At 69.5% G+C, this 21,650-nt stretch carries 16 protein-coding genes, 1 tRNA gene and 1 pseudogene; 7 read left to right on the top strand and 11 right to left on the bottom strand.

Features of this window, described 5'->3' with window-relative positions; translation table 11 throughout:
• Positions 1-7: 7 nt before the first annotated feature.
• The 4 genes from ACWD35_RS07170 to ACWD35_RS07155 are packed head-to-tail and all read left to right on the top strand — an operon-like array spanning position 8 to position 4,264.
• On the top strand, positions 8-1,909 hold the full coding sequence (locus tag ACWD35_RS07170; RefSeq protein WP_451350148.1) for a nucleotidyltransferase domain-containing protein: 1,902 nt from the start codon (positions 8-10) through the stop codon (positions 1,907-1,909).
• Positions 1,906-3,024: a hypothetical protein gene (locus ACWD35_RS07165; RefSeq protein WP_451350147.1), complete on the top strand. Its 1,119-nt coding sequence runs from the start codon at positions 1,906-1,908 to the stop codon at positions 3,022-3,024. The genes ACWD35_RS07170 and ACWD35_RS07165 overlap by 4 nt, the downstream gene beginning before the upstream one ends.
• Positions 3,005-3,796 (top strand): SDR family NAD(P)-dependent oxidoreductase, encoded by a 792-nt coding sequence (locus tag ACWD35_RS07160; protein ID WP_451350146.1) that lies wholly within the window; start codon positions 3,005-3,007, stop codon positions 3,794-3,796. Before ACWD35_RS07165 ends, ACWD35_RS07160 begins: the two co-directional genes overlap by 20 nt.
• A gap of 30 nt (positions 3,797-3,826) precedes the next feature.
• Positions 3,827-4,264, top strand: a complete 438-nt coding sequence (locus ACWD35_RS07155) for an NUDIX hydrolase (RefSeq protein ID WP_451350145.1) — start codon at positions 3,827-3,829, stop codon at positions 4,262-4,264.
• A 112-nt stretch (positions 4,265-4,376) separates the two neighbouring features.
• Here ACWD35_RS07155 and ACWD35_RS07150 read toward each other — a convergent pair whose 3' ends face one another.
• The 7 genes from ACWD35_RS07150 to ACWD35_RS07120 form a co-directional block, all read right to left on the bottom strand.
• The gene (locus tag ACWD35_RS07150) at positions 4,377-5,546 is read right to left on the bottom strand and encodes a helix-turn-helix domain-containing protein (protein WP_451350144.1); all 1,170 of its coding nucleotides are present in this window, start codon (positions 5,544-5,546) and stop codon (positions 4,377-4,379) included.
• Positions 5,533-6,327 carry a hypothetical protein gene (locus tag ACWD35_RS07145; protein ID WP_451350143.1) on the bottom strand — a complete coding sequence of 265 codons (795 nt, stop codon included), beginning with the start codon at positions 6,325-6,327 and terminating at the stop codon, positions 5,533-5,535. The genes ACWD35_RS07150 and ACWD35_RS07145 overlap by 14 nt, the downstream gene beginning before the upstream one ends.
• Before the next feature lie 508 nt (positions 6,328-6,835).
• Positions 6,836-7,390, bottom strand: coding sequence for a hypothetical protein (locus tag ACWD35_RS07140; protein WP_451350142.1), 555 nt, complete (start codon positions 7,388-7,390; stop codon positions 6,836-6,838).
• Between the two features lie 640 nt (positions 7,391-8,030).
• A complete protein-coding gene (locus ACWD35_RS07135; RefSeq protein WP_451350425.1) occupies positions 8,031-9,419 on the bottom strand; it encodes a Cys-Gln thioester bond-forming surface protein in 1,389 nt (462 codons plus the stop codon).
• A gap of 316 nt (positions 9,420-9,735) precedes the next feature.
• Positions 9,736-10,233, bottom strand: coding sequence for a single-stranded DNA-binding protein (locus ACWD35_RS07130; protein ID WP_451350141.1), 498 nt, complete (start codon positions 10,231-10,233; stop codon positions 9,736-9,738).
• Between the two features lie 243 nt (positions 10,234-10,476).
• Positions 10,477-12,543: a YfjP family GTPase gene (locus tag ACWD35_RS07125; RefSeq protein WP_451350424.1), complete on the bottom strand. Its 2,067-nt coding sequence runs from the start codon at positions 12,541-12,543 to the stop codon at positions 10,477-10,479.
• Between the two features lie 105 nt (positions 12,544-12,648).
• On the bottom strand, positions 12,649-14,256 hold the full coding sequence (locus tag ACWD35_RS07120) for a dynamin family protein (protein WP_451350140.1): 1,608 nt from the start codon (positions 14,254-14,256) through the stop codon (positions 12,649-12,651).
• Between the two features lie 273 nt (positions 14,257-14,529).
• On the opposite strand from ACWD35_RS07120, the gene ACWD35_RS07115 reads away from it, so the two are divergent.
• Positions 14,530-14,602, top strand: a tRNA-Arg gene (locus ACWD35_RS07115).
• 278 nt (positions 14,603-14,880) lie between these two features.
• On the opposite strand, the gene ACWD35_RS07110 is transcribed toward ACWD35_RS07115, so the two are convergent.
• The 3 genes from ACWD35_RS07110 to ACWD35_RS07100 all read right to left on the bottom strand — a co-directional run bounded on the left by ACWD35_RS07110 (position 14,881) and on the right by ACWD35_RS07100 (position 19,132).
• Positions 14,881-15,678, bottom strand: coding sequence for a bestrophin-like domain (locus tag ACWD35_RS07110; protein WP_451350139.1), 798 nt, complete (start codon positions 15,676-15,678; stop codon positions 14,881-14,883).
• Positions 15,679-16,107: 429 nt separating this feature from the next.
• Positions 16,108-16,353 carry a hypothetical protein gene (locus ACWD35_RS07105; RefSeq protein ID WP_451350138.1) on the bottom strand — a complete coding sequence of 82 codons (246 nt, stop codon included), beginning with the start codon at positions 16,351-16,353 and terminating at the stop codon, positions 16,108-16,110.
• A gap of 1,240 nt (positions 16,354-17,593) precedes the next feature.
• Positions 17,594-19,132, bottom strand: coding sequence for an FAD-binding oxidoreductase (locus tag ACWD35_RS07100; protein WP_451350137.1), 1,539 nt, complete (start codon positions 19,130-19,132; stop codon positions 17,594-17,596).
• 548 nt (positions 19,133-19,680) lie between these two features.
• On the opposite strand from ACWD35_RS07100, the gene ACWD35_RS07095 reads away from it, so the two are divergent.
• Complete coding sequence (locus tag ACWD35_RS07095) at positions 19,681-20,997, top strand: alpha/beta hydrolase family protein (protein ID WP_451350136.1); 1,317 nt, start codon at positions 19,681-19,683, stop codon at positions 20,995-20,997.
• 103 nt (positions 20,998-21,100) lie between these two features.
• A pseudogene (locus ACWD35_RS07090) lies at positions 21,101-21,208 on the top strand (GntR family transcriptional regulator); the annotation flags it as partial.
• Here the strand turns inward: ACWD35_RS07090 and ACWD35_RS07085 are convergent.
• Positions 21,205-21,549 (bottom strand): hypothetical protein, encoded by a 345-nt coding sequence (locus tag ACWD35_RS07085; RefSeq protein ID WP_451350135.1) that lies wholly within the window; start codon positions 21,547-21,549, stop codon positions 21,205-21,207. The pseudogene ACWD35_RS07090 and the gene ACWD35_RS07085 sit on opposite strands and share 4 nt — an antisense overlap.
• Between the last annotated feature and the right edge of the window lie 101 nt (positions 21,550-21,650).

The following is a 21,650-nucleotide window of genomic DNA, read 5'->3' as shown; positions in this document are numbered from 1 at the left end:
GAAGCCGATGCCCAGCCAGCACAGCAACGACATGCACCCCGTGTCGGTCGCGTTCAGCGGTCCCGACAACACCGGGAAGACCAAGCAGATCGGGATCCTGGCCCGGCGCATGGGCCCGACCGCGACCTCGGCCGGCCCGCTCGACCACTACGACCCGCGCTGGGCCGTCATCAAGGCCGACGGCATGGCCCGCTGGTGGTTCGAGACCGGCCCGGTCGAGGAGGTCGCCGACGTCCTCGCCACCTCCTACCTGGAACGCTCCCGGCACCCGTTCTCCGCGCCGGTGCGCCTGCTGGACCGGGGCATCCCCATGCTGGAGGCGTCCGTGGCGGCGACGGTCGCCGTACGGGAGAACCTGGGCACCGCGCAGGCTGCTGACCGAACCCGGCTCCTGCTGTCCCCGTACGAGACCGACCTCCGGGCCGCCGAGCAGGACGAGTACGCCCTCGTCCTCCTGCACTGCGGCGACCCCGAGGAAGGCACCCGGCGGAGCCTGTCCCATGAGGTGACCGTCACCGACACCTACGCGGCCTACCAGCGCCACCTCCACGAGCAGATCAACCGGCTCGTCGACGACGGCCGCTTCCCGATGTCGATCCGTATCGGCGACCGCCCGACCGTCACCATCCAGGACGAGGTGCGCCAGCTCCTGGCGCCCCTGCACCCGAGCGTGCCCGGCCGGGCCCTGGCCGGCGTGCACGTCACCGCTCTGGGCGGCATGTCGGAGAGCGGCAAGAGCACCGCCGGTGAGTACCTGCGCACGCACCATGGCCACGCCCGCCTCAAGATCGGACACCTCATCGAGGACGCGGCCAGCCGGGCGGGCATCCCCGACCCCTACAGGCTGGGCTCCGTCGTCCAGGCCGAGCTGATCGTGGACGCGCTGGACCGGTTCTGCCAGGCCCACCACTTTCTCGACTCCGTCAGCATCGAGTCGCTGCACGACTTCGACTCGACCGCCGAACTCGCCCGGATGCTCGGATCCCAGCTCACCATCGTCTACCTGGACGCCTCCGAGACCACGCGCACACGGCGGGGCACCGCCGGGGCCCAGGACGTCGCCGACCGCGACGTCGTCAAGAGCGTACGAGGTGCGGACAAGATCGCCTCCATTGCCCACGAGGTCATCGGCAATGACGGGCCGCGGCTAGAACTGGAACGCCGACTGGACCGCATCGCGCTCGACCACCGCTGGCCGGAGCACCAGCCCAGCACCATGCCGGTCAACGCGCTCGGACTCCCGGTCCACCTGGAGTCCTACCTGGCCGAGTTCCTCGACCGCACCACCGGGCCGCAGCCGTTGATCGACCTGCTGGCCGTCACCGGCAGCGGGGCCCGGGGCAAGTACCAGCACGGCTGGAGCGACCTCGACGTGTTCGTCGTCGCCGATGCCTCCTCCCTCGACGGGATCCGCCAGGTTCTCGCGGAGCTGGAGGCCGAACTCGGCGGGGTCAAACTCGGCATGACCGTGCTGACTCGAGCCGAGTGCCGGGCTGGCGCCGTGACCTCCCGGCTCCTCCACGTCCTCGCCCTCATCGGCAGCGGAGCGCTGGTCCCGCTGTGGTCGGCCCCCGGCCTTGCCCTGCCGGCCCCGGACGCCGCCACCGACATCGACGTGAGCCTGCGCGACGGCATCCAGGCCGCTATCGAGATCCGCCGCCAGCTCCTCAAGGGGGCACCCGACCTCCGGAGCCTCTACAAGGTCACCGCGCTGCTCGCGAAGATCCAGCTCCGCTTCAACGGGATCGAGTGCCCCTCCGACAGCGACGCCCTCACCGTCCTCCTCGACGCCAAACGACAGGACCCGAGCGCGGTCACCACCGCCCGCACCGAGCGCCCCGCCGCCGAAGCGCTCGCGACCCTCGTCCTTCAGAGTTGGCTGGACACCCTTCCCGGGGAAAGGCGGTGAGCGCGAGCGCCTGGCGGGCCCCGGCGACAGCGGGCACCTTCCACAAGCCGGTGGCGACCCGCGAACAGGCCGAAGTCGAAGTGAGAGGTTGGACCCAGCTCGCTTCCCGCATCGCGGTTCCCGGCCTTCACGGGCAGGTCGCGTTACCGGACAGGCAGCTCCTCGCGTACGAGGACGTCTTCGCCACCGGCCGGTGCGAACTTCTGATGGGCGATGTGATCGCCCTCGCCGACCGCGACCCGGCCGCGCGGCCCCGCCTGGACCGCCTCGTAGACGGCGTCTGTACCGACCTGCGGGCGGCGGCCGAGGAGACCGCCAAGCGCGTGGCGCTGGCCGAATGTGTTCCGGACCTCTACCTCGACCGGATCCGCCCGGGTGGGCGCCTGGATCGCTGGTACCTCCGCCGTGACCTGCCGATCGCTCTGCCCCACACCAGTACGACCCTCACCCTCCGAGAACTGGCCGACTTCACTCTCACCGCCAACGGCCGGCAGCTGACGCTGAACGTCGCGGACATCATCGACAGCCTCCGCCAGGTCCTGGCCCCCGACCGCCGCTGGCTGGCCGGCCTGACCCAGGGCGACCCCACGGAACCCAACATCGCCGACCCGCTGTGCTGGCTCGACTTCGAATTCGCTGGCCGCAACAGCGCCGTGGGTGAAGCCGCCAACCTGCTCTGGTACCTGATGGCCCTGGGAGGCTGGCTCGTCCCCCGTTACCAGCCCGACGTGTACGCCCGCACCCTCCGCCTCGCCCTGCCGTCACTGGCCCGCCCGAGCATCGAGCGCCTGGAGTTGCACGAGGGCAGCCGCCACGTCGACGTCCGGTACTCCTGGAACACCGGACCTGGCCGCCAGGCAGCCATCGCACGGGCCCTGGAGGGCCTTCGCGGGGAGGACGGCCGTGGCCTGGAGGAGATCCACGCCTTCCTCGCCCTGCGCATCCTCGGCGTCATCCCACCCTCGCGGCTCAGCGGCCACGACCTCCTGCTCGTACTGATCAAGCTCGCCGAGAGCCAGCACCCGCTCACGACGATTGAGACCTTCTTCAGCACCGCACCGGCCCCCTACCCCCACTCTGGCGAACGGAGCAGCAATGTCCCTGCCCCTGCTTGAGACCCCTCTCCAGGCCCGCCCGCTCCAGGGCCGCACTGCCCTCGTCACCGGCGGGGCCACCGGCATCGGCGCCGAGATCGGACGTGCGCTCGCCGCCGCCGGCGCGACCGTCGCGGTCAACCACCTCGGCCAGGACCCCGACGCCCACGCTCTCCTCGCCGCCTTCGAGCGCGACGGCAGCCCCGGCATCGCGGCGAACGCCGACCTCACTGACCCCGCCGCCGTCCAGACCATGGTCGACCTCGTCCGCGCCGAGATCGGCCCCATCGACATCCTCGTGAACAACGCCGGCTCCTACCCCCGCGTTCCCTGGGAGGACACCGACGAGGCCGCCTGGAACTACTCCCTCGACGTGAACCTCACCGCGCACTACCGCACCTGCCACGCGGTGACCCCCGGCATGATCGAACGTCGCTGGGGACGGATCGTGAACATCGGCAGCGTCAACGCCCGCGTCGGCCGCACGAACCTCGTCGCGTACAGCACCGCGAAGGCCGGGCTGCTGGGCCTGACCCGCTCCCTCGCCCGCGAACTGGGCCCGTACGGGATCTGCGTCAACACGGTCATGCCCGGAGCCATCCAGGTCGAGGCCGAGAACGCCATCCCCGCCCAGCACCGTGCCCGTCCGGAGGAGCAGATCAAGCGCCAGTGCGTCCCTCGCAGGGGGCGACCCGAAGACGTCGCGGCCCTGGTGGCGTTCCTCGTGGGCCCCTCCGCGTCGTTCATCACTGGGCAATCCGTCCACGTCGACGGCGGATGGCTGCTGCACTGAGACCGTCAACAAGCAAGGAGACAGAACGAAATGAAGGAACGAGTCCGCGCCGTCCTCGTCACCGCTGACGACACGATGCTGGTCATCCGGCGCACCAAGCCCGACATCCCCGAGTACTGGGTGCTCCCCGGCGGGGGCGTCGAGCCCAGCGACGAGTCCCGGGAGGCCGCCCTCCATCGGGAGATCCACGAGGAGATCGCGGGGAAGGCCGACATCGTCCGCCTACTCCACACGATGGAGACCGACGACGAGCGTCAGCTCTTCTACCTCGCCCGCATCGCGACCTGGTCCTTCGAGGACCGCACCGGTCCCGAGTTCAGCGCCGAGGGCCGTGGTGAATACGCGCTGGAGCAGATCCCGCTGACCGTGGAAGCCCTCGACGGCATCGACCTCAAGCCCGAGGAGATCGCCCGCGTCCTGCGAGGCGCCATCAGTGCCGGAAGCCTCGAAGACGAGGCAACGCTCTGAGTCTTCGAGGCGTCAACACATCACGAGGGCCGGCACCGAGACGAGCTGGCCCTCGTGGCGTGCCCGTGCGCTGCCAGCCTCGCCCACGGCTCCTGAGGTCGGGAGGCGACCGCTACTGGACCAGCCGGAGTACCGGCCTCTGTTCCTGGACGCCCAGCAGGTCTCGCACCCTCTGGCTTGTCCAGGCCAGTTCATGTGCCAACTGAGGGACAGAGAGTCCTGCTTCCTTGGCAGCCAGGTCGAAGGCCTGTCCGAGCAGCGAAGGCTGTTCACCGGGGAAGCTCGAGACGGATTCTGCGGTGAATCCGGGCTGGCCGTCGAGAGCGCGTAGGCGCTGGTAAGTCCTGCTGGCGGTGGCGTCGGAGATCAGCCCCAGCTCGCGGCAGCGGTAGACGAGCGAGTGGAGGGAGACTCCCCAGACCCCTCTGAGCTCGGCCAGCCGTGCAAAATCCATTCGCCGTGGGAGCAGCGGCAGGATGCTGTCCTGAGGGGTCAGGAACTCGGCGGCGAAGGCGTCGGCCTCCTTTTCCTGGCGGCTGTCACCGGTGGCATCGCCGTGAAGCACAAGGTGGCCCAGTTCATGGGCGGCAGTGAACCGGTGCCGGTAGATGTCGTCGGCCCGGTTGGCTGTCAGTACGACGAGGGGACGCGCGGCCCGGGTGGAGAAAGCGTCCACGCTCGCAGCGGAAGGATCACTGGCAGGCGGCATGACCACCACGATCCCGTGGGATTCCATCCGCCTCACCAAATGCGTGACAGGTCCGTCACCGAGGCCCCAGCGCCTGCGCAGCTCGCGGGCGGCGGATGCGGGGTCGGTGGACAGTTCCTCGCCGGGGTGGACCTCACCGCCGGCGAAACCAGGCAAGTCGACCAGAGGCAACTGGATCCGCTGCTCCAGCGCGTACGTGAGCTCCCAGACCTGCTCGGCGAAGGCGAGCGCACGCTCCCGCTGGGACTTCGGCGTGCTGCGCAGGCTCCGGAAATGCGCCATGGATGCGTCGAGCCGATTGGCGGGTCTTCCCAGCAGGAAGAACGTCACTGGAACCCCGAGGATCTCAGCGAGCCGGGGGATCAAGTCAGGTCGTGGCTTCGACACCCCTGTCTCGTACTGACCTACGGCGGCAGGCGTTACCCCGAGCTGCGCCGCCACGTCCTTCTTCGTCATCTCCGCCAGCCGACGAGCTTGTGTCAGCCGGGTGGGATCGAAGGCGTCGGAGACAGCGCGTGGCGTGGCGCCTCGTTCTTCCGTACCGGGAATGAGGTCTTGCTTAATGGGTCGCATCGTCTTCGCTGGTCTGGTCCTCGACGGGTTCTGCCTCGGTCTGCACGGGCACGTGCAGGGCCTGGTCCGAGGCGGTACGAGAGGACAGCGTAAGGGTGGGCTCGGTTCCGTCGGCGAAGCTGGTGTGTGCCGTGGCTTGGTTCGGAATGCTGATCGGCCGCGGCGTGTACGAGGTGACCGACAGCGGCAGGTGGAGCGGCTCGGGATCGGTGGTCCATTCCAGCTGCCGGTTCATCCCGAGTGCCGCGATGCCCCAGTACGCCTCGAGGAGCTCGGAGGCGTTGCAGGCGAAGGGCACCAGGATCAGCTGGGTTCCCTGGGGGACGGTCGCCAGAGCGCCGCGCGGTTCGGCGGTAGGGACGGCCGGCCCGAAGTCGAGGTCAAACGGGTCCTGGGTGTGCTTCGGCGCCGGTGCGAACGTGAAGAGTTCCCGTACCAGCCGCGACTCGCTGGGGATGCGAGCGCTGCGCACGTCCGACTTGGTCTTGGAGTACCGGAACGGGTAGAGCAGCCCGTTGCCTATGAGCATCAGCTCATAGGAGAACCCGAACGGCTGGACCGCGCGGGCGCCGGGGAGGTCCTTGAGTTCGTCCTGCAGTCGCTCGTACTGGTTCTCATACCGGCTGGTGCCGTAGGTGCGGGTGGTGCGGGATGCTGCTTGCTCCTGTGCGGCCTGCGCGTTGGCCTGCATGTTGCGAAGGCCCTGCCCGACGGCGAGGCGTACAGCTGCTGCTTGCTTGCCGAACACGTCGGTCGTCCACGACGGCGAAGGCATACTCATGCGGACGACTCCTAGGGTCGGACTACGCATCGAAGCATTCCAGTGCGGTACCGACTTTAGTTGATGTCGTGGATTTTGCACAATTGCTGCGGTGTTCGGCGTGTTCGTGGCTCTTGGGGCAAGCCCAGGGGCCTACTCTTCGACTGCTGTGGCACGCCAACGGGGCCAAAGCCGAAGCGCGTTGGCCCCGAGGGGCTTGCCCCTTGGGCGGGGGGCGTCGGGCTCAGCGCGTGCGGTGCTGCTGGGTGGGCCGAGCTGACTGGACTGGGGGCGGACTGAATGTCGGCTGTCCCGGGTCGGGTTGGAGTGGCAGGTCTGCGAGGCGGCGTAGGCGCCACACCAGTACTTCGCTGACGGACGCGGCGGTGCCCAGGTCGCGTCGGAGGGCTGCTTCGGCAAGTAGGGCGGCTGGGTCACGACCAGCGGCTTCAGCTTCGATGAGGGTGGTGGCGAGTGCGGGCCAGCCGGGCTCGGCGAGAACCTGGTCGGCCAGTGCCGGAGGCAGCGCCTAGCGCAAGGCGGTCCCCTGCCTGCGTTGTTGAGACATGGTCAGGCGCAGGCCCAGCTGGTGGATCACCGCGATCGGGTGGACAGCTGCCACCTGGTAAGCGGTGCGTAGGTGCTCGGCTGCTCGGCAAGCGGCTTCAGTCTGCTGGTCGTGGTGGCGGGTGAGGTGCCAGTGCTGTGCCGCGACCACTGCGAGCAACAGGGCGTCTAGGAGCATCGCCAGGGCGGTGCCGTCCTTGGGGGCGGGCTGGCTGACGATGGTCTTGATCGCGGTGCGGGTGGCGTGCGCCTGCTGATGGCGGGCGCGGATGCGGGATCGGCCGGCTCGCTCGAACGCGGTTGCCGCCCGCAGCAGCTGTGGCTGCAGGTCAGTGGGCACCGTGAGTGGGAGCGCGTCGAGGGTCTCTGCCAGGACCGCGATATGGGCCTGCCCGGTCGCTTCGTCGCTCTGGTCGAGGATTTCGGGGATCCGGTCGACCGCCTCAGTAACCCGCTTCCACGCCGTACGAGCGGCAACAGGTTTCCGCCTGTCCGGCTCGGGTTCGGTGGATACCAACCGTTCGACGATCTTTGGGTAAGAGAGGTCCGGAGCCAGCTTGGAGCCCGCGTACGAAGCAACTTGGGTGATGGCTGCCTTGAGCTGGTGGGCCTTTCACCTGCGCTGATGGTCCGCAGACGTTCGTGGGCGTCCGCCGTTGTGCGTCTGCGTTGTCACGCAGTTGGACACTCACCGCTCAACGGTCGATCGCCGGCAGGCCCGTTGTCAGTGCTTGCGTCTATGGTCTCAAGCGCGCGGTCGGCTTCCGGGGGTTCCAGCTCTGAAGGAAAAGGTTTCATCCCCGGCCTGTCTGGGGGTGGCTCGGAGACTCGTCCGGGACCTAACCGACGGCCGGGCTTCGTCGATGGCCATGAGATGACCTGCCAGCGCCGGCCGCGCACCTCTTCCCGCGTGGGCGTGGGCGGACGCGCGCTTCCCAACTGGCCGCATGACCGTCCGGGGGTGCCGGCATCGCTCGTGCTCGCCCATAAATCTGCTGGGCCCGTCGCCCTTCAAGCCATTTCCACAGGTCAGTCCACGGTTGCGGGGCTTGGTATTCGCCGTTCTACCTTCACGGCACTCACCAGCGGAAAGACCCGCCCCCGCTGCCGCGCGACCGCCACGCCGGACACGCCCCCGTTCTGTTCGTCTCTGTTCGTCAGTCGCCCGGCTGTTCCCGCTTGCGCAGCAGGACGAGCACTGCTCCGCCGATCACCACCAGGGCGATGGCCGTGCCCGCGATCAGGGGAGTGATCGCGGAGCCGCCGGTGGCGGCCAGGTCGGTGCTGTCCGTGGTGCTGCCGCCCACCGTGGCCGGGCTCGGCTCGTTGCGGAGCTGGGTGGTGGTCTGCGTCGTGATCGCGCCCAGCGTCTTGCAGTCGAGGAGACCGGTGAAGCGGCGGCTGAAGCCGTTCGGGCCGGTGACCGTGAAGTCGTAGGCCTGGTCCTCCTGGAGCGGGAGGGTCACCGTGCGGGTGGCACCCGCGGGGACGGTGTGCTCGGCGCCCATCAGCTGGAAGGTGAAGGGCCGGTCGCCCGTGTTGGACGCGGTGACGTCCACCCCGCCCTTGGCGCAGTCCTTCCGGGCCGACACGGCCGGTATGGCGCCCTCGGCCGTCCAGTCGGCGTTCGCGGTCGCGGAGACCATGGACTCGCTGGACCCGGCCAGGATCTGGGTCTGGCTGCGGCTCTCGGAGGTGAAGGCGCGGCCCACGGGGACCGTCGTAGAGGCCTGCACGGTCAGCTGCGCCGAACCTCCCCCGGTGCCGAGAGCCTGGGAGGTGCCGTCAACCGCGTCTTCGGGGATGTCGAAGTACAGCCGGCTGCCGTCCTTCGCCGAGGTGACCACCTTGCCGCTCTTGTCGATGATCCGCACCCCGCTGGTGGCCGCGTCGGCCGGCGGGACCACCGTCACGGAGCCCGCGTTGGTGTGCACGGTCACCGGTCCGAGCAGGTCCCCGGGGCGACCGGAGACCGCGGGCGGGTCCAGGGTCAGCGAGGCCTGGGGCTCGCCCGTGCCGCGGGCGCTCTTCTCCAGGTAGTCGGCGAGCTTCTCCGCCCTCGGGTCCACCGCGTCGACCTTCGCGCGGTCCGAGTAGCGCCAGATGGCCACCTGGGTGCCGGCCGCCGCGTCCTGCTCGGTGAGGGCGCTCACGCCCGCCCGCCGGGCGAGCGCGGCGAGGTTGTTGACCTGGGGGTAGGAGTTCTGCAGGATCCAGCGGATCCGGCCCGCGTCCTTGTTGGCGCCCAGCGAGGTGCCGCTCCAGGAGGTCTCCTGGTATCTGGCGTCGCGCTGTGTGGGGCTGTGGAGGTCCACGCAGTACGTCTGCAGGGTGCCGCCGCCGTCCACGGACATCTCGAACAGGCCCGCGGCCACCCGCTGATCGCCGCCGGCCTCGTGGATCACGGCCTCGCCGTAGGTCTTCAGCCCGTTGATCGTGGCCGTCGCCCCGCCCTCGGGCTGCGGTTCCCCGGCGGCCACGGCCGTACCGGCACCGGACAGCACGCCGGCTGCCGCGAGGCCGGACACCAGCGTGACAGCGGCCAGGCGGGTCACTCCGGCGGACCGGGAGAACCCAGAGAACGCAGCAACAAGCACAGAATTCCCTTTCGAGCAGGACCCGTTGGACGTGGGGGACGGTCCCACCAGCAGAAAGTGGCAGCCTCTCGGGCCACGCTCGGCATCCTATGGATCAAGCGGACCACCCTTGCCCGGTCAGATCATCCGATGGGTGATCCGATCCGTAATCGTTATCGCCGGCACCGCACTTGAGCTGCGCCTATCGACAAATCCACCGGTTGGTACGGGGGCGTTCGGAGCGCATGCACCGATAAGCCGCAGTTCGGTCAGCGTGTGACTGACGTCATGTCACCACTGCTGGTTCCAGGGGCTGTTGAGGCTCCTGTTGAGACTCCTGTCGAATCTCCGGCCGGTCCCGGGAGTCCACCACGGGTGTCTCCCAGCTCGGCTCAGGACGCGCCTCCGGCTGTGCCGCCTCCGGCCGGACCGCGCGGCGGAAGAGCGCCGTACCGCGCGACAGGTCGTGGCCGATCGTCACCGCGTCGATGTCGGCCGACGCCCACTGCTGCTGCCCCTCGCGCGCCTCCGTGCGCACCTTGAGCCTGCCCTGGACGACGACGGGCTGCCCCACCTCCACCGACGTGGCCACGTTGGCGGCGAGCTGCCGCCTGGCCCACACCGTGAAGAAGTTGGTGTGCCCGTCCGTCCAGGCGCTCTTCTCCCGGTCCCAGTAGCGCGCGGTCACCGCCAGCCGGAACCGCGCTGACGGACCCGTCGCCGGCTCCCGGTACACCGGCGTCGTCGCCACGTTCCCGACCACACAGACCACGGTCTCGTTCATGCTGCGTACCCCTCCCTCGCCCGGCCCCTTCCGGCCGTGCGGACATGCGTACGGGCCCGTCCCGTACGGCGGCGTCTGCCTGCGGCGCGATCACCGTGGCATCAGACTGCCTCCGCCGGGCCGGGCCCGCTGAGCGCTGTGGACCGCTCCCCGCCTGTGGAAAACTCCGTCACCCGCACGAGTGAGCCGGGTCCCCGCCTGCCTCACCCACACGAGCCGGACCGCGCCCCCGCCGGTGCCCCGTCACCCCACCCCGGCCTGCACCACCTTCCCGTACTGCTCCCGCACCTCCTGGTACCGCAGCAGCTCCGCCGCCACCGGATCGAGCACCCGGGCCCGGCCGCAGCTCGCCGCGGCCTCCCGCAATCGGCGTTCCGCGTCCTGGCCGTACCGCCGCGCCGGTCCCCGGGCCGCCATCCGGCAACTCCACTCCACCAGCGGCCCGCCGACGATCCCGCACAGCATCAGCAGCACCGGCACACCCAGGTTGGGCGCCATGACGCCCACGATCTGGCCCACCAGCCACAGGCCGCCCACGATCTGGAGCAGGGTCATCGCCGCCTGCACGATCACCGCCGCCGGCCACCAGCCCGGCCGCGGCGGCCTGCCCGGCGGCAGCCCGGCCCGCGTCGCCAGCTCGTCCAGCGCCTCGGGCAGCCCCTGGGAGCCGCGTACGGCCGCCTCGCGCACCGCCTGCGCCCAAGGCGTGGGCAGCCCGGCCGAGGCCCGCTCGGACACCGTACGGACCGCCTGTTCCACGCGCTGCCGCGCCGTGACCTCCTCGTCGGCCGAGGTGCGCTGCGGGACGCGTCCCGTCGGCGTGTCCCCGCGGCCCTGGTACCAGCGCCACAGCCGCAGCCAGGGGGTGCCGCAGGCGCGGTTGGCATTGCGCAGCCAGGCGCGTTCAGCCGCCTCGCCCGCCGCGGTGGCCCCCACCGCGTCCGCGAGCCGCACGGAGAAGTCCTCCCGGGACTCCTCGCTGAGGCCGGAGCGCCGCCCGGTGGCGTACACGGGCCGCAGCCGGGCCGCGGCGGCGTCCACATCGGCCGCCACCCGGCGGGCCGCGGCGCCGCGCTCGGCCACGAACTGGCCGAGCACCTCGCGCAGTTCGCCGACACCGTCGCCGGTGAGCGCCGACAGCGCGAGCACGGTGGCGCCCGGCTCGCCGAACTCGCCGAGCGCGATGCCGTCCTCGTCCAGCAGCCGGCGCAGATCGTCCAGGACCAGGTCGGCCGCCTCCCCGGGCAGCCGGTCGACCTGGTTGAGGACGATGAACATGACCTCCGCGTGACCGGCCAGGGGTCGCAGATAGCGTTCGTGGAGCCCCGCGTCGGCGTACTTCTCCGGGTCGACCACCCAGATGACCGCGTCGACCAGCTTCAGGACCCGGTCGACCTGCTCGCGGTGCGCCACGGCGGCGGAGTCGTGGTCGGGCAGGTCCACCAGGACCAGCCCCCGCAGCTGCGCCTCGGCCTCCGGGCTCTGCAGCGGGCGGCGGCGCAGCCGGCCCGGGATGCCGAGCCGGTCGATGAGGGGGGCCGCGCCGTCGCTCCAGCTGCACGCGATGGGGGCGGCGGTGGTCGGACGCCGTACCCCGGTCTCCGAAATGGCCACTCCGGCCAGGGCGTTGAACAGCTGCGACTTGCCGCTGCCGGTCGCACCCGCGATGGCGACGACGGTGTGCTGCCCGGAGAGCTTGCGCCGCGCCGCCGCCTCGTCCAGGACCCGGCCCGCCTCGGCGAGGGTCCGGCTGTCCAGGCGGGTGCGGGAGAGCCCGACGAGCTCGCGCAGGGCGTCGAGCCGGGAGCGCAGCGGACCGTCGTACGCCAGCGGGGCGGGGACGCGGCTGCCCGGTCCGCGGGCCGGGACCTCCAGGACGGCGGCGCGCTCGGCGGCGAGGGCTGCGGCGGTATCCTCCGTGACCCGCCGCGCGATGAGGCCGTCGTCCCAGGCGTCCGCGGACTCCGGGGCGGCGTCGGCCTCCTTCGCGGTCTCTGTCGCGGTCTCCTTCAGCGTCTCCTTCACGCGCGCGTGCGGTTCGCCGTCCGGCTGCTCGTCGAGCACGCGCGCGTGCGGGGCGTCTACGACGTCGGACGGGCCATCGGACGGGCCGTCGGAGGACTCGTCCGCGGAGCACGGGTCCTCGGACCGGTGCTCGGAGCGATTCTCGGAGCCGTTCCCGGACTGGTCCTTCTCCTCGGCACCGTCGGCGCGTTCACCACCCTCCAATTCCCCGGTGCGGTCACCGTCGTCACGGTTCCGTTGAAGCTCCACGCGGTTGCTGTGATCCAAGTGATCCAAGTTGTCCATGTGATCGGTGTGATCGGCGTGATCGATGTGGTTGATGACATGGTCGATGTGATCGGTGTGGTCCGTGTGCTCCGTGTGGTCCTGGTCAGTGACGGCGGTCACCGGTCACCTCTCCTTCTGCAGTACGGACAGCGCGGCGATGAGTTCGGCCTGGGGCTCGGCATGGACCTCAAGGGCGTCGAGCGGGGCGAGGCGCCGTTCGCGTTCGGCGTTGAGGACGCGGTTCACGTGCTCGTTGAGCAGCTGCCCGGCCCGGTCGCGCAGCCGCAGCGCGCCGTGGGCGCCGAGCCGCTCGGCGAGCGCCTCGCCGGCCGTACGGGCCCGGCGCCCGCTCAGCAGCGTGGTGGCGACCAGGGCGGCGACGACCTCCGGGTCGGGCGCGGTAGCGCGGTCGAGTTCCCGGATCTCCTCCTCGGTGTACTCCTCCAGCTCACGGCGCCAGCGCCGTACCGCGAGGCCGATACGGTGCTCGGCGCTCGCCAGGGACGGGTCCGGGTCGGCGAGCTCCGGGGCGCTCGCGGCGGGCTCGCGGCGCCAGGCCTCGTCCACGCGCTCGTCGGCGGCGGTGACGGAACACAGCAGCAGGGCGCCCAGGCTCCCCACGAGGGCGTCGAGCAGCTCGCCGGCCGTGCAGTCCAGTGGGAAGGCCCGCCAGCGTTTGAGGGCGTCCCCGGCGAGTACGGCACCGGAGTGGAGGCGCTCGCGCACGCGCGCGTGCTCGCTGTCGTAGGCACTGTCGACGGCGGAGGTGAGCCGGAGGACCGCCGCGTACTGGGCGGCGGCGGCGCTGGCCAGCTCGGGCACGCGCGCCTTGAGGGAGTCGAGGACGCCGTACGCGGTACGGGCGATGACGTGCTGCCGGGCGCCGGGATCCTGGGCGTGCTGGACGAGCCAGTTCCGCAGGGGCGCGACGGCGGTCGCGGGCAGCAGTCCGCCGCCCCAGGCCGACTCGGGCAGCTCGGGCACGGTGAAGCGGGGTACGTGGCCGAGTCCGGCCTTGGTGAGCAGCGCGCCGTACTGCCGCGAGACCTCGGAGACGACCTGGTGGGGCACGCGGTCCAGGACGGTCACGAGGGCCGCGTCGTACTCCTTGGCGGCGCGCAGCAGGTGCCAGGGCACGGCGTCGGCGTAGCGGGCGGCCGTGGTGACCATGACCCAGACGTCGGCGGCGCAGATCAGCTCGGCGGCGAGGATGCGGTTCTCGGCGACCAGGGAGTCGACGTCGGGGGGGTCGAGGAGGGCGAGGCCGCGCGGGAGGGTGTCGGCGGTCTCGATGCGCAGCGCGCGCGGGGGGTTCTCGCCGGAGAGCAGGAGTTCGTCCGCGGGATCCTGGTGGGGCACCCACACGCGCGTGAGGTCGGGCAACACCCGCATGCCGCTGAACCAGTGATGATCCTCCGGATGGCAGACGAGCACCGGGGTGCGGGTGGTCGGCCGCAGCACGCCCGCCTCGCTGACCCGGCGGCCCACGAGGGAGTTGACGAGCGTCGACTTGCCGGCTCCGGTGGACCCGCCGATGACGGCCAGCAGCGGCGCCTCGGGATTCCGCATCCGGGGCACGAGGTAGCCGTCGAGCTGCGCGAGGAGTTCGTCGCGGTTGGCACGCGCGCGCGGGGCTCCTTCGAGGGGCAGCGGAAAGCGTGCGGCGGCGACACGGTCGCGCAGCGCGGAGAGTGTGTCGAGCAGCTGAGGCCGTACGTCCAAGGTCACCACATGCGAAGAATGCCCAATTTTAGGGGAATTCTGAAGCATATGGACGTGTCTGCGCGCCGACCGGACGGATCGGGCAGACGGGATGACTGGGGCGCGGCCACAGCCGAGGCATAACGAGTGCACAACACCCGGTGCGTCGAGCGCCAAAAGCGGTGCACGATTCGTACCTGCCTGCGATTATCAGGACCGCTTCACCGAACCTCCACATCGAGCCACGGAGGCGAAGCGACAGGGTCGAGGAACAGGGAGCTTTATCCTTGGTCCCGCCACCATGCCCCCGTAGCTCAGTGGATAGAGCAGGCGCCTTCTAAGCGCTTGGCCGCAGGTTCGAGTCCTGCCGGGGGCGCAAGTCTCCGCCCTCCCCTCCGGGAGGGCTTTTTGCTGGTCAGGGCGGGTGACAGTCGACACGAGACAGCCCCGGACGCCCCCTTGATGATCAAGGGCGGGTTCCGGGGCTGTCCGGCTGTCACCGGGTTTTCGCGGGTGGCTGTGTCGAATGCGTGTCGAAGTTCTCGACCGGAGGAAGATCAGCCAGCGCCCGGCACCCCCGGCTCCGGGAGCTCGCCAGGCGTCGTCCGGGCCGCGAACGAGCTTCGCCGGCGGCGCGCTGATCGCGCCCGCTGCCTAGGACCCGACGCCGAAGAAGCCGGACTTCAGGTCCCCGATGATGACGTCGAGCGGATGCCCACTCACGGTCAGCGGTCCGCTCCAGGGCGCGCTGAGTGCGAAGAGCAACGCCAGGCTCAGCCCGACCACACTCGCAACGCCCAGAATGAGCAGTGACGTTCGCAGGCTGCTGCGGAAGACGAGTGCGCCGGCGTTCACGATCAAGGCCAGGCCGGCGGCCACAAGCGTGACGACGTAGAGCACGGGTACCTCGCGCGAGGCAGCCGCGACGCGTGCGCGACGGCTACTGGTGACGCTGTCCAGGGAGACCAGCAGCTCCGTGCTCGCCGGGTTTCCCAGCTCGGGCCGGGCTGCCTCGGCACGCACGGTCCGCTCCAGCCGCGCGACCGCGCGAGCGGTGGCCGCGTCGTCACCGGACGCCGCTGCCGCACCCTCCCATTCCCTGGCACGCGTGGTCCGCAGGTAGTCCAGCAGTGCCGAGTGGATCGGCTCCGACGGGACTCGCGGACTTGTCGCCGCCCACGCCAGGCGGGCGGCCGCGGCCGCCTCGTCGCTCACCAGCCCCTCTGCCGCGCGCAGGTAGCCGGCCTCGCTGGCCAGTGAGAGTGCCGCGAAGATCGCGAAGGCGGCGCCGAGTGTGGGCATCAGGGGCATGGCGATCTGGTGCACCCGATCCTGTTCCCGGACCGGTACGAGCACCCGGACTCCGACCCGCGCCACGGCCGCGACCAGGAGGGCAAGGCAGAGCGAGCCCACGACCAAGACCGCCGTCGGCAGGGAGACCAACCAGTTCACGACATCACCTACAGCGCGTTCTTACGAGCGTCACACGGCGGCGCTACCTCGCCCCACGACCTGGAGCTCCTCGTCGATCACCTTCAACGAACGCTTCATGATCACAGGTCGAAGACCTCCGGAGCTCGCGACGCCCGGTGCGGCACCTCGCTTCGTTGACCGATCAGCCGAGTACGGGTGCGACATCCGACCCGCCAAACGCCGCCTTCCAAGCGCTTGGCCGCAGGTTCGAGTCCTGCCGGGGGCGCACAGTCTCCGCCCTCTCCTTCGGGAGGGCTTTTTGCTGGTCAAGGCGGGTGACAGCCGACACGAGACAGCCCCGGAGGCACCCTTGATGATCAAGGGCAGACTCCGGGGCTGTCCGGCTGTCACCGGGTTTTCGCGGGTGGCCGTGTCGAATACGTGTCGAAGATCTCGACCGGGGGAAGATCAGCCAGCGCCCGGCACCTCCGCCTCCGGGAGATCGCCCGCGGCTTCCAGCCGTCGCTTCAGATCCGGCAGCTGCCCGTCGATGCAGCGGGCGTAGGTGGCCAGGAGCACGGCGACACTGTTCCCGGCCCACTCCGCCACCTGGGCGGGCGGGATTCCGTCGTTGAGCCACTTCGTCAGGCGCGTGTTCCGGTTGTCGTACACGCGCCGCCCGGTGGGCGACTCGAAGACGTGCGGAGGCAGCATGGCCTTACGCGCACTGCGCCACGCCCGACGGATGACGGAGCCGGCGAGGATGCCACCCGTCTCGCCTCGCCCTGGAACAGCAGATCACCCGGCTGGAGCTGTTCGTCCTCGATGTGCTGCCGCAACTCGCACCACTGGCCTCGGCACCGGGCTCGGGCAGGATCACGTCCTCCACGCGCATGGCTACGGCCTCCTCGGGTCGCGGGCCGTAGTACCTCGTGGCTGGGGCGGTCGGTTCCACCGCCCGCGCCTTCACAAAAGCCTCACCGTACGAGGCCCACGAACTTGGCGTCCTCGTCGTTACCGTGGCCGTTGTTAGGCCTGAGGCAGGATTCTTTCGCGAGCTTCCCTCGAACCGATGATTACAGCCAGCGTTCCCGGATCCTCGCGGTGCTTTTTGATCGAAACGTTACCCCGCTGATCAGAAGCAGACCCGTGATCCCGAGACGAGTAATTGATCACCATCGCTGACTTGCTGCAACCCAGTGAAGCCCAAATTCTAGATCCACTTGAACCTGCTGCCGAGGCGAAACTGTAGGGGCCGGCGGGGTAGCGCGTGCTCCCCTCTGAATCGTTTCCAGGCCACGCTGAAGTGACATGGATCAACGATCGCTTAGTGTTCGCTGCGTCAGCTATCCGAAGGCCACAGGAGCCCCCCTGGATGTACGCGATCAGACGGTAAGAACCCTCACGAACCTCGCCTATTACCTTAGGGGTCTGAGATTCACGCGGGAATTCATCCGCAGCAATAAGCTGTTCTTCATTCGAGTCGATCGACTTGAATTGACTCAGATGCGGAAATTGCTCAGCTGATGATTCGTGGGCAACTCCGCTTCCGCCTCCCGAAGTGCATGCTATGCATGCAAGCGAAAGGGTGACCCCTAAGGCTAGCTTTCGAACCACCAGCACCATAGAGTCACCCTTTCGTATGCCATGATTACTGGCGGCTGTATACGCCTCGACGGTCCTGAACTTTTTTGGGGACCTCGTAGCGGGTCACTTCGGTGCCGCACGACTCGCCCAAGTCGGTTCGCCCCTGCGGCTGGCATAACACTCGTACTCCGTGAAGGCGGACACAGCCCCCCGTACGGCCGCGATCGCCGCGTTCGAAAATGAAGTCCTCGTGCTGGCCGAACGAAGAAAAGCCTATCTGCTGGACGGCGTCCCCTCAATTGAATTGAGGGGGAATTGAGAGTGGACTGATTGATTCCGGAAAATAGTCCCCTGCGAACGATCAGCCTCAGGTGTCGATCCCCTGTGGATAGCTGAAGAAGTCGGTCGGATCGTACTTCCGCTTCACTCTGACCAGCCGGTCGTAGTTCGCACCGTAGTAAGCCCGCCGCCAGTCCTTCAGCGTCGGATCCGGGAAATTCTGATACGAATACCCAGGAGGCATGTTGCCGAAAATGTCGTTGTAGAACTCACGGAGCCAGTGCAGATTCGCGGTCTCAACGTGGTGCGGATCATAGTCCGCCCAGGAGGTCTCGGCAGCGAAGATGAACACGGCGTTTCGGTGCACGAACGCGGTCGCATCCGGCGGCACCCGGTTGATCTCGCCGCCGAGGGCGAACATGGCGAACCCGGCCCCATCCTCGTTGCCGCTGCCCGGCCAGTTCAGCAGTTGCTCGGCGGCGACACCGACCTGCTTGTCAGTCAGGAGCGTCCGGGAAGTGAGAACCGCCGACTTGGCGGCGAACTGTTCCACCGGTGTGGTGGCGCTCAGCAGCACGCTCGCCTGACCGGGAGTGACCTCGCGGACGGACGCGCTGTTGCGGGCGCGCTCCTCGGCCGTGCCGATGGCGAGCAGCGGAGCCAGGATGTCGCGCAACTCCTCAAGGGGGCCGTAGTACTGGCCGATGGCGTTGACGTTGGCGTTGGCGCGGATCTGGTCCCTGGCGAGCCCGCGGGTCCCGATGCCGACGCGAAGGTGGAACCGCTTGTTGTCCAGGGTGTTCACGGCGATCCGCTGCGCGGTGGCGATCACCGGCACCACGGAGTCCAGGCTCCAGCGCAACTGGTAGATGCCCACGTTGCCCTGGAACTGCTCGTACTGGAACGTGAAGGAGGTGTTGACACCGAAGTTGTTCCCCGCCCCGCCACGGCAGGCCCAGAACAGGTCAGAATGCGAGCCCCGACCGGCCTCCACCACGCGGCCGTCGGCGAGTACCACGGTCGTCGAGACCAGCCGGTCACAGGTCAGACCGAACATCTTGTCACTGAAGCCGATACCGCCGCCGAGCACCAGTCCGGCCACCCCGACCGTGGGGCAGCGGCCGGTCGGCACGAAGATCCCCCGGTCCTCCAGCAGCGGGTGCAGGTCGCCATTGGTGACCCCGGCTCCCAGGGTGACCGTACCCGCGTCATGGGTGACCTTGATCGGCCCGTAGGGCCGGGTCCGGGAGCGGGGGCCCGGCAGCGGGGTGACGGCGATGCCTTTCATCCGGGCCATGTTGAGCAGCAGGCCGGTGGTGCTGGAGTACCCGGCGTAGTTGTGGCCCAGCCCGGAGCGGGGCACGGCGGGCAGCCCCACCGCGCGGGCCCAGCGGACCGCCGCGCGGACATCCCTGGTGGTAGCGCACGTGACAATTCCAGCGGGGTGGATCCCGGCGTAGCGGTGGTTGAACGGGAGCGCCAGCGGTGAGTAGTTGGAATCCCTTGGCCGGTAGAGGGTAGAACGCGATGACAGCGCGTCGGCCAGCCGCTTCCAGTCCCGGGGGCCGACCCGCTCCACCACCTCGGTGGGTGACGCAGCGGCGGGTGGTGCCTGCAAACCCGCCATCCCCGTCCCCAAAGCACCCAGTGTGCCTACCCGCACTACGTCCCGCCTGTTGATCACCGTGGCTGCCCCTCACGAGAAACGCCCCAAAGACGCGATCGCCTCCCGGTGAAGTCAACCGATCGCCGGCCGGCGCAGCCGCACAACAGGCTCCGCCCACAGGCCCGCACCCCCAAAGAGTGCCCGGCGTACCGCCGAATGCCGCACCACAAGCGCACCAGATCGAGCGGGGAACAGCGGGGAACAGCGGGGAACCCTGCTGCGTGGTGCGGCCAGGGCAGCTGAGGGCGCCCTGTTGCACGGCGAGAGCAACTCCTCGTTGAGCAGAGACTCGAAGGGATGCGTATGTGTCAGTGCACCACTGTCCGCTGGGGCGCTTGGGAAGTCGCATTCGCAAAACGGCTGGGAGGCGCTGCCAGCGGCATGGATCTCTGTGCAGCCCATCGGCCGCCGCAGCGGTACGGTGTGCCGCATTTCGATCGCCCGTTCTGCGATCGCTGAACCAACAAGGGGGTTCCATGAAACACCGCCGCCCGCGCCACCGTCGCAGAGTGCTCGCCAGAGCGGTCGGTACGGCGGGTGCGCTGGCCGTCGCGCTGGGTGCAGGGATGACGCCGGCGATGGCCGCCGGGAAGACGTCCGACAAGCCTGCGGCCACCGGGGTCTCGCCCGACCAGCCCGACCCGAAGACGCCCTGGGCGCCCGAGAACGACGAGGCGCCGCTGCACCACAAGCCCGTCCGCCCTGATGCCCTCACGTCCGGCCGCACGGACACATCCGGTCTGCAGCTCAACATGCCCGCGCCGACCGGGCAGTACAGCGTGGGCATGGTCGGCCTGCACCTCGTCGACAAGTCCCGTACGGATCCGTACGTCCCCGGCAGCACGCCTCGCGAGGTGATGGTGTCGCTCTGGTATCCGGCCACCGCCACGTCCGGGCACTACCAGGCGCCGTGGATGCCGTCGATCTCCGGCGCCCACTTCCTCGCCATGCGAGGACTGTCGCCGCAGCAGGTGACCCTGCCGAGGACCGCGGGCCATGTCCTCGCCCCGGTGGACACCAAGCTTGGCAAGCTGCCCGTCCTGCTGTACTCGACCGGGCTGCACTCGGACCGCGCGATGGGCACCGTACTCGCCCAGGATCTCGCCAGCCGCGGCTACCTCGTCGTCACCGTCGACCACACCCACGACGCCAACGAGGTGCAGTTCCCCAAGAACCGGCTCGAGGTCAACACGATGCCGGCGGGCGCCCACTCCTCCGACACGCTCAAGGTGCGCGCGGCCGACATCCGGTTCGTCATCAACCAGCTCGGCACGATCAGCAGGGGCGGCAACCCGGACCCCAGCCACCCCACGCTCCCCACCGGGCTGTCGAAGGCCGTGGACATGTCCCGCATCGGGATGTTCGGCTGGTCGCTGGGCGGCGCCGCGGTCGACACCTCCATGCAGCTCGACCACCGTATCGCCGCCGGCGCCGACTTGGACGGCCAGTTCTTCGGGACGGCGCCGAGCAAGGACCTGGACCGCCCCTTCATGCTCTTCAGCTCCGGCACCCACAACCGCAACAACGACGGGTCGTGGCGCACGCTGTGGTCGCATCTGAAGGGCTATCGGGTCGACATCCAGCTCCATGGCGCGGCGCACCTGTCGTTCAGCGACAGCGAGTGGATGGTGCCGCAGGAGGCGGGCCTGCTCGGGCTCTCCGAGGACCAGTTGCAGCAGATGTACGGCACGATCGATCCCAACCGAGCGGTCAAGGTCCAGTCCGCCTACCTCGCCGCCTTCTTCGACCAGGAGCTGCGCGGCAAGCACAGGACCCTGCTGGACGGACCGTCCGAGAGCTATCCGGAGATCTCCTTCGTCCGCTGACCGGGTATCGACCGTGCAGCTGACCGGTCATCCGAAGGGCGGGTCCTGTTCGCGGGTCCGCCCTTCGGCGTGTCGGCGAGTCGGAGCGACGCCAAGGTGCCGGCTCCGGCGGACGTACTACAGCGACCAAGGGCGGCCCGTGGAGACCGCGGACATCGTGGTGCCCGCTGCTCACTGCGAGATCGTGTACAAGATCCTGATCAATCGCTAGGGCTTGTCCGGCCGATCATGTGCGGAGCCAGATGACCGCACGCTGGATACACGCAGCATCCCGCGCACGTCCTCATAGCGGTCCACGAACGCTCGGACCTCCCGTTCGGTGCCACCGGTGAAGATCACCCATGGCCCGTCCACGACCGCAGGGTCCCCCCACCACACCTCGACGCCGGGTTCGGAGGGCGGTGGTGGTGTCCAGTCGGGATCCAGCCCGGCGATGGCGGCGAGCAGCCGCTCATCGGCAAGACCGTTGAGCAGCATGCCTTTGCCGCCAGGCCGGCGGAACACGGTGCCCTCACCCCATACGAACCACGTATCGGGCTCGTCGTCCGACATCCCGTCCCGTTCCTCGTGTCGTTCTGCCTCTATCCGCTCGTCGAAACCCCAGGTCAGAGCCACCGGATCGGACGCGTTTCCATCCAGGGGTAGCAGTCAGG

The sequence above is a fragment of the Streptomyces sp. NPDC002671 genome (assembly GCF_053592475.1).
Note: the sequence above shows the minus strand (reverse complement) of the source record. Positions and strands in the feature narration are given on the sequence as shown.

Bases quoted from the DNA above. Each gene is read 5' to 3' on its own strand.
- ACWD35_RS07170 (WP_451350148.1), top strand. From the start codon at position 8: ATGCCCAGCCAGCACAGCAACGACATGCACCCCGTGTCGGTCGCGTTC.
- ACWD35_RS07160 (WP_451350146.1), top strand. From the start codon at position 3,005: ATGTCCCTGCCCCTGCTTGAGACCCCTCTCCAGGCCCGCCCGCTCCAG.
- ACWD35_RS07155 (WP_451350145.1), top strand. From the start codon at position 3,827: ATGAAGGAACGAGTCCGCGCCGTCCTCGTCACCGCTGACGACACGATG.
- ACWD35_RS07150 (WP_451350144.1), bottom strand. From the start codon at position 5,546: ATGCGACCCATTAAGCAAGACCTCATTCCCGGTACGGAAGAACGAGGC.
- ACWD35_RS07145 (WP_451350143.1), bottom strand. From the start codon at position 6,327: ATGAGTATGCCTTCGCCGTCGTGGACGACCGACGTGTTCGGCAAGCAA.
- ACWD35_RS07130 (WP_451350141.1), bottom strand. From the start codon at position 10,233: ATGAACGAGACCGTGGTCTGTGTGGTCGGGAACGTGGCGACGACGCCG.
- ACWD35_RS07125 (WP_451350424.1), bottom strand. From the start codon at position 12,543: ATGGACAACTTGGATCACTTGGATCACAGCAACCGCGTGGAGCTTCAA.
- ACWD35_RS07105 (WP_451350138.1), bottom strand. From the start codon at position 16,353: ATGCTGCCTCCGCACGTCTTCGAGTCGCCCACCGGGCGGCGCGTGTAC.
- ACWD35_RS07100 (WP_451350137.1), bottom strand. From the start codon at position 19,132: ATGGCGGGTTTGCAGGCACCACCCGCCGCTGCGTCACCCACCGAGGTG.
- ACWD35_RS07085 (WP_451350135.1), bottom strand. From the start codon at position 21,549: ATGTCGGACGACGAGCCCGATACGTGGTTCGTATGGGGTGAGGGCACC.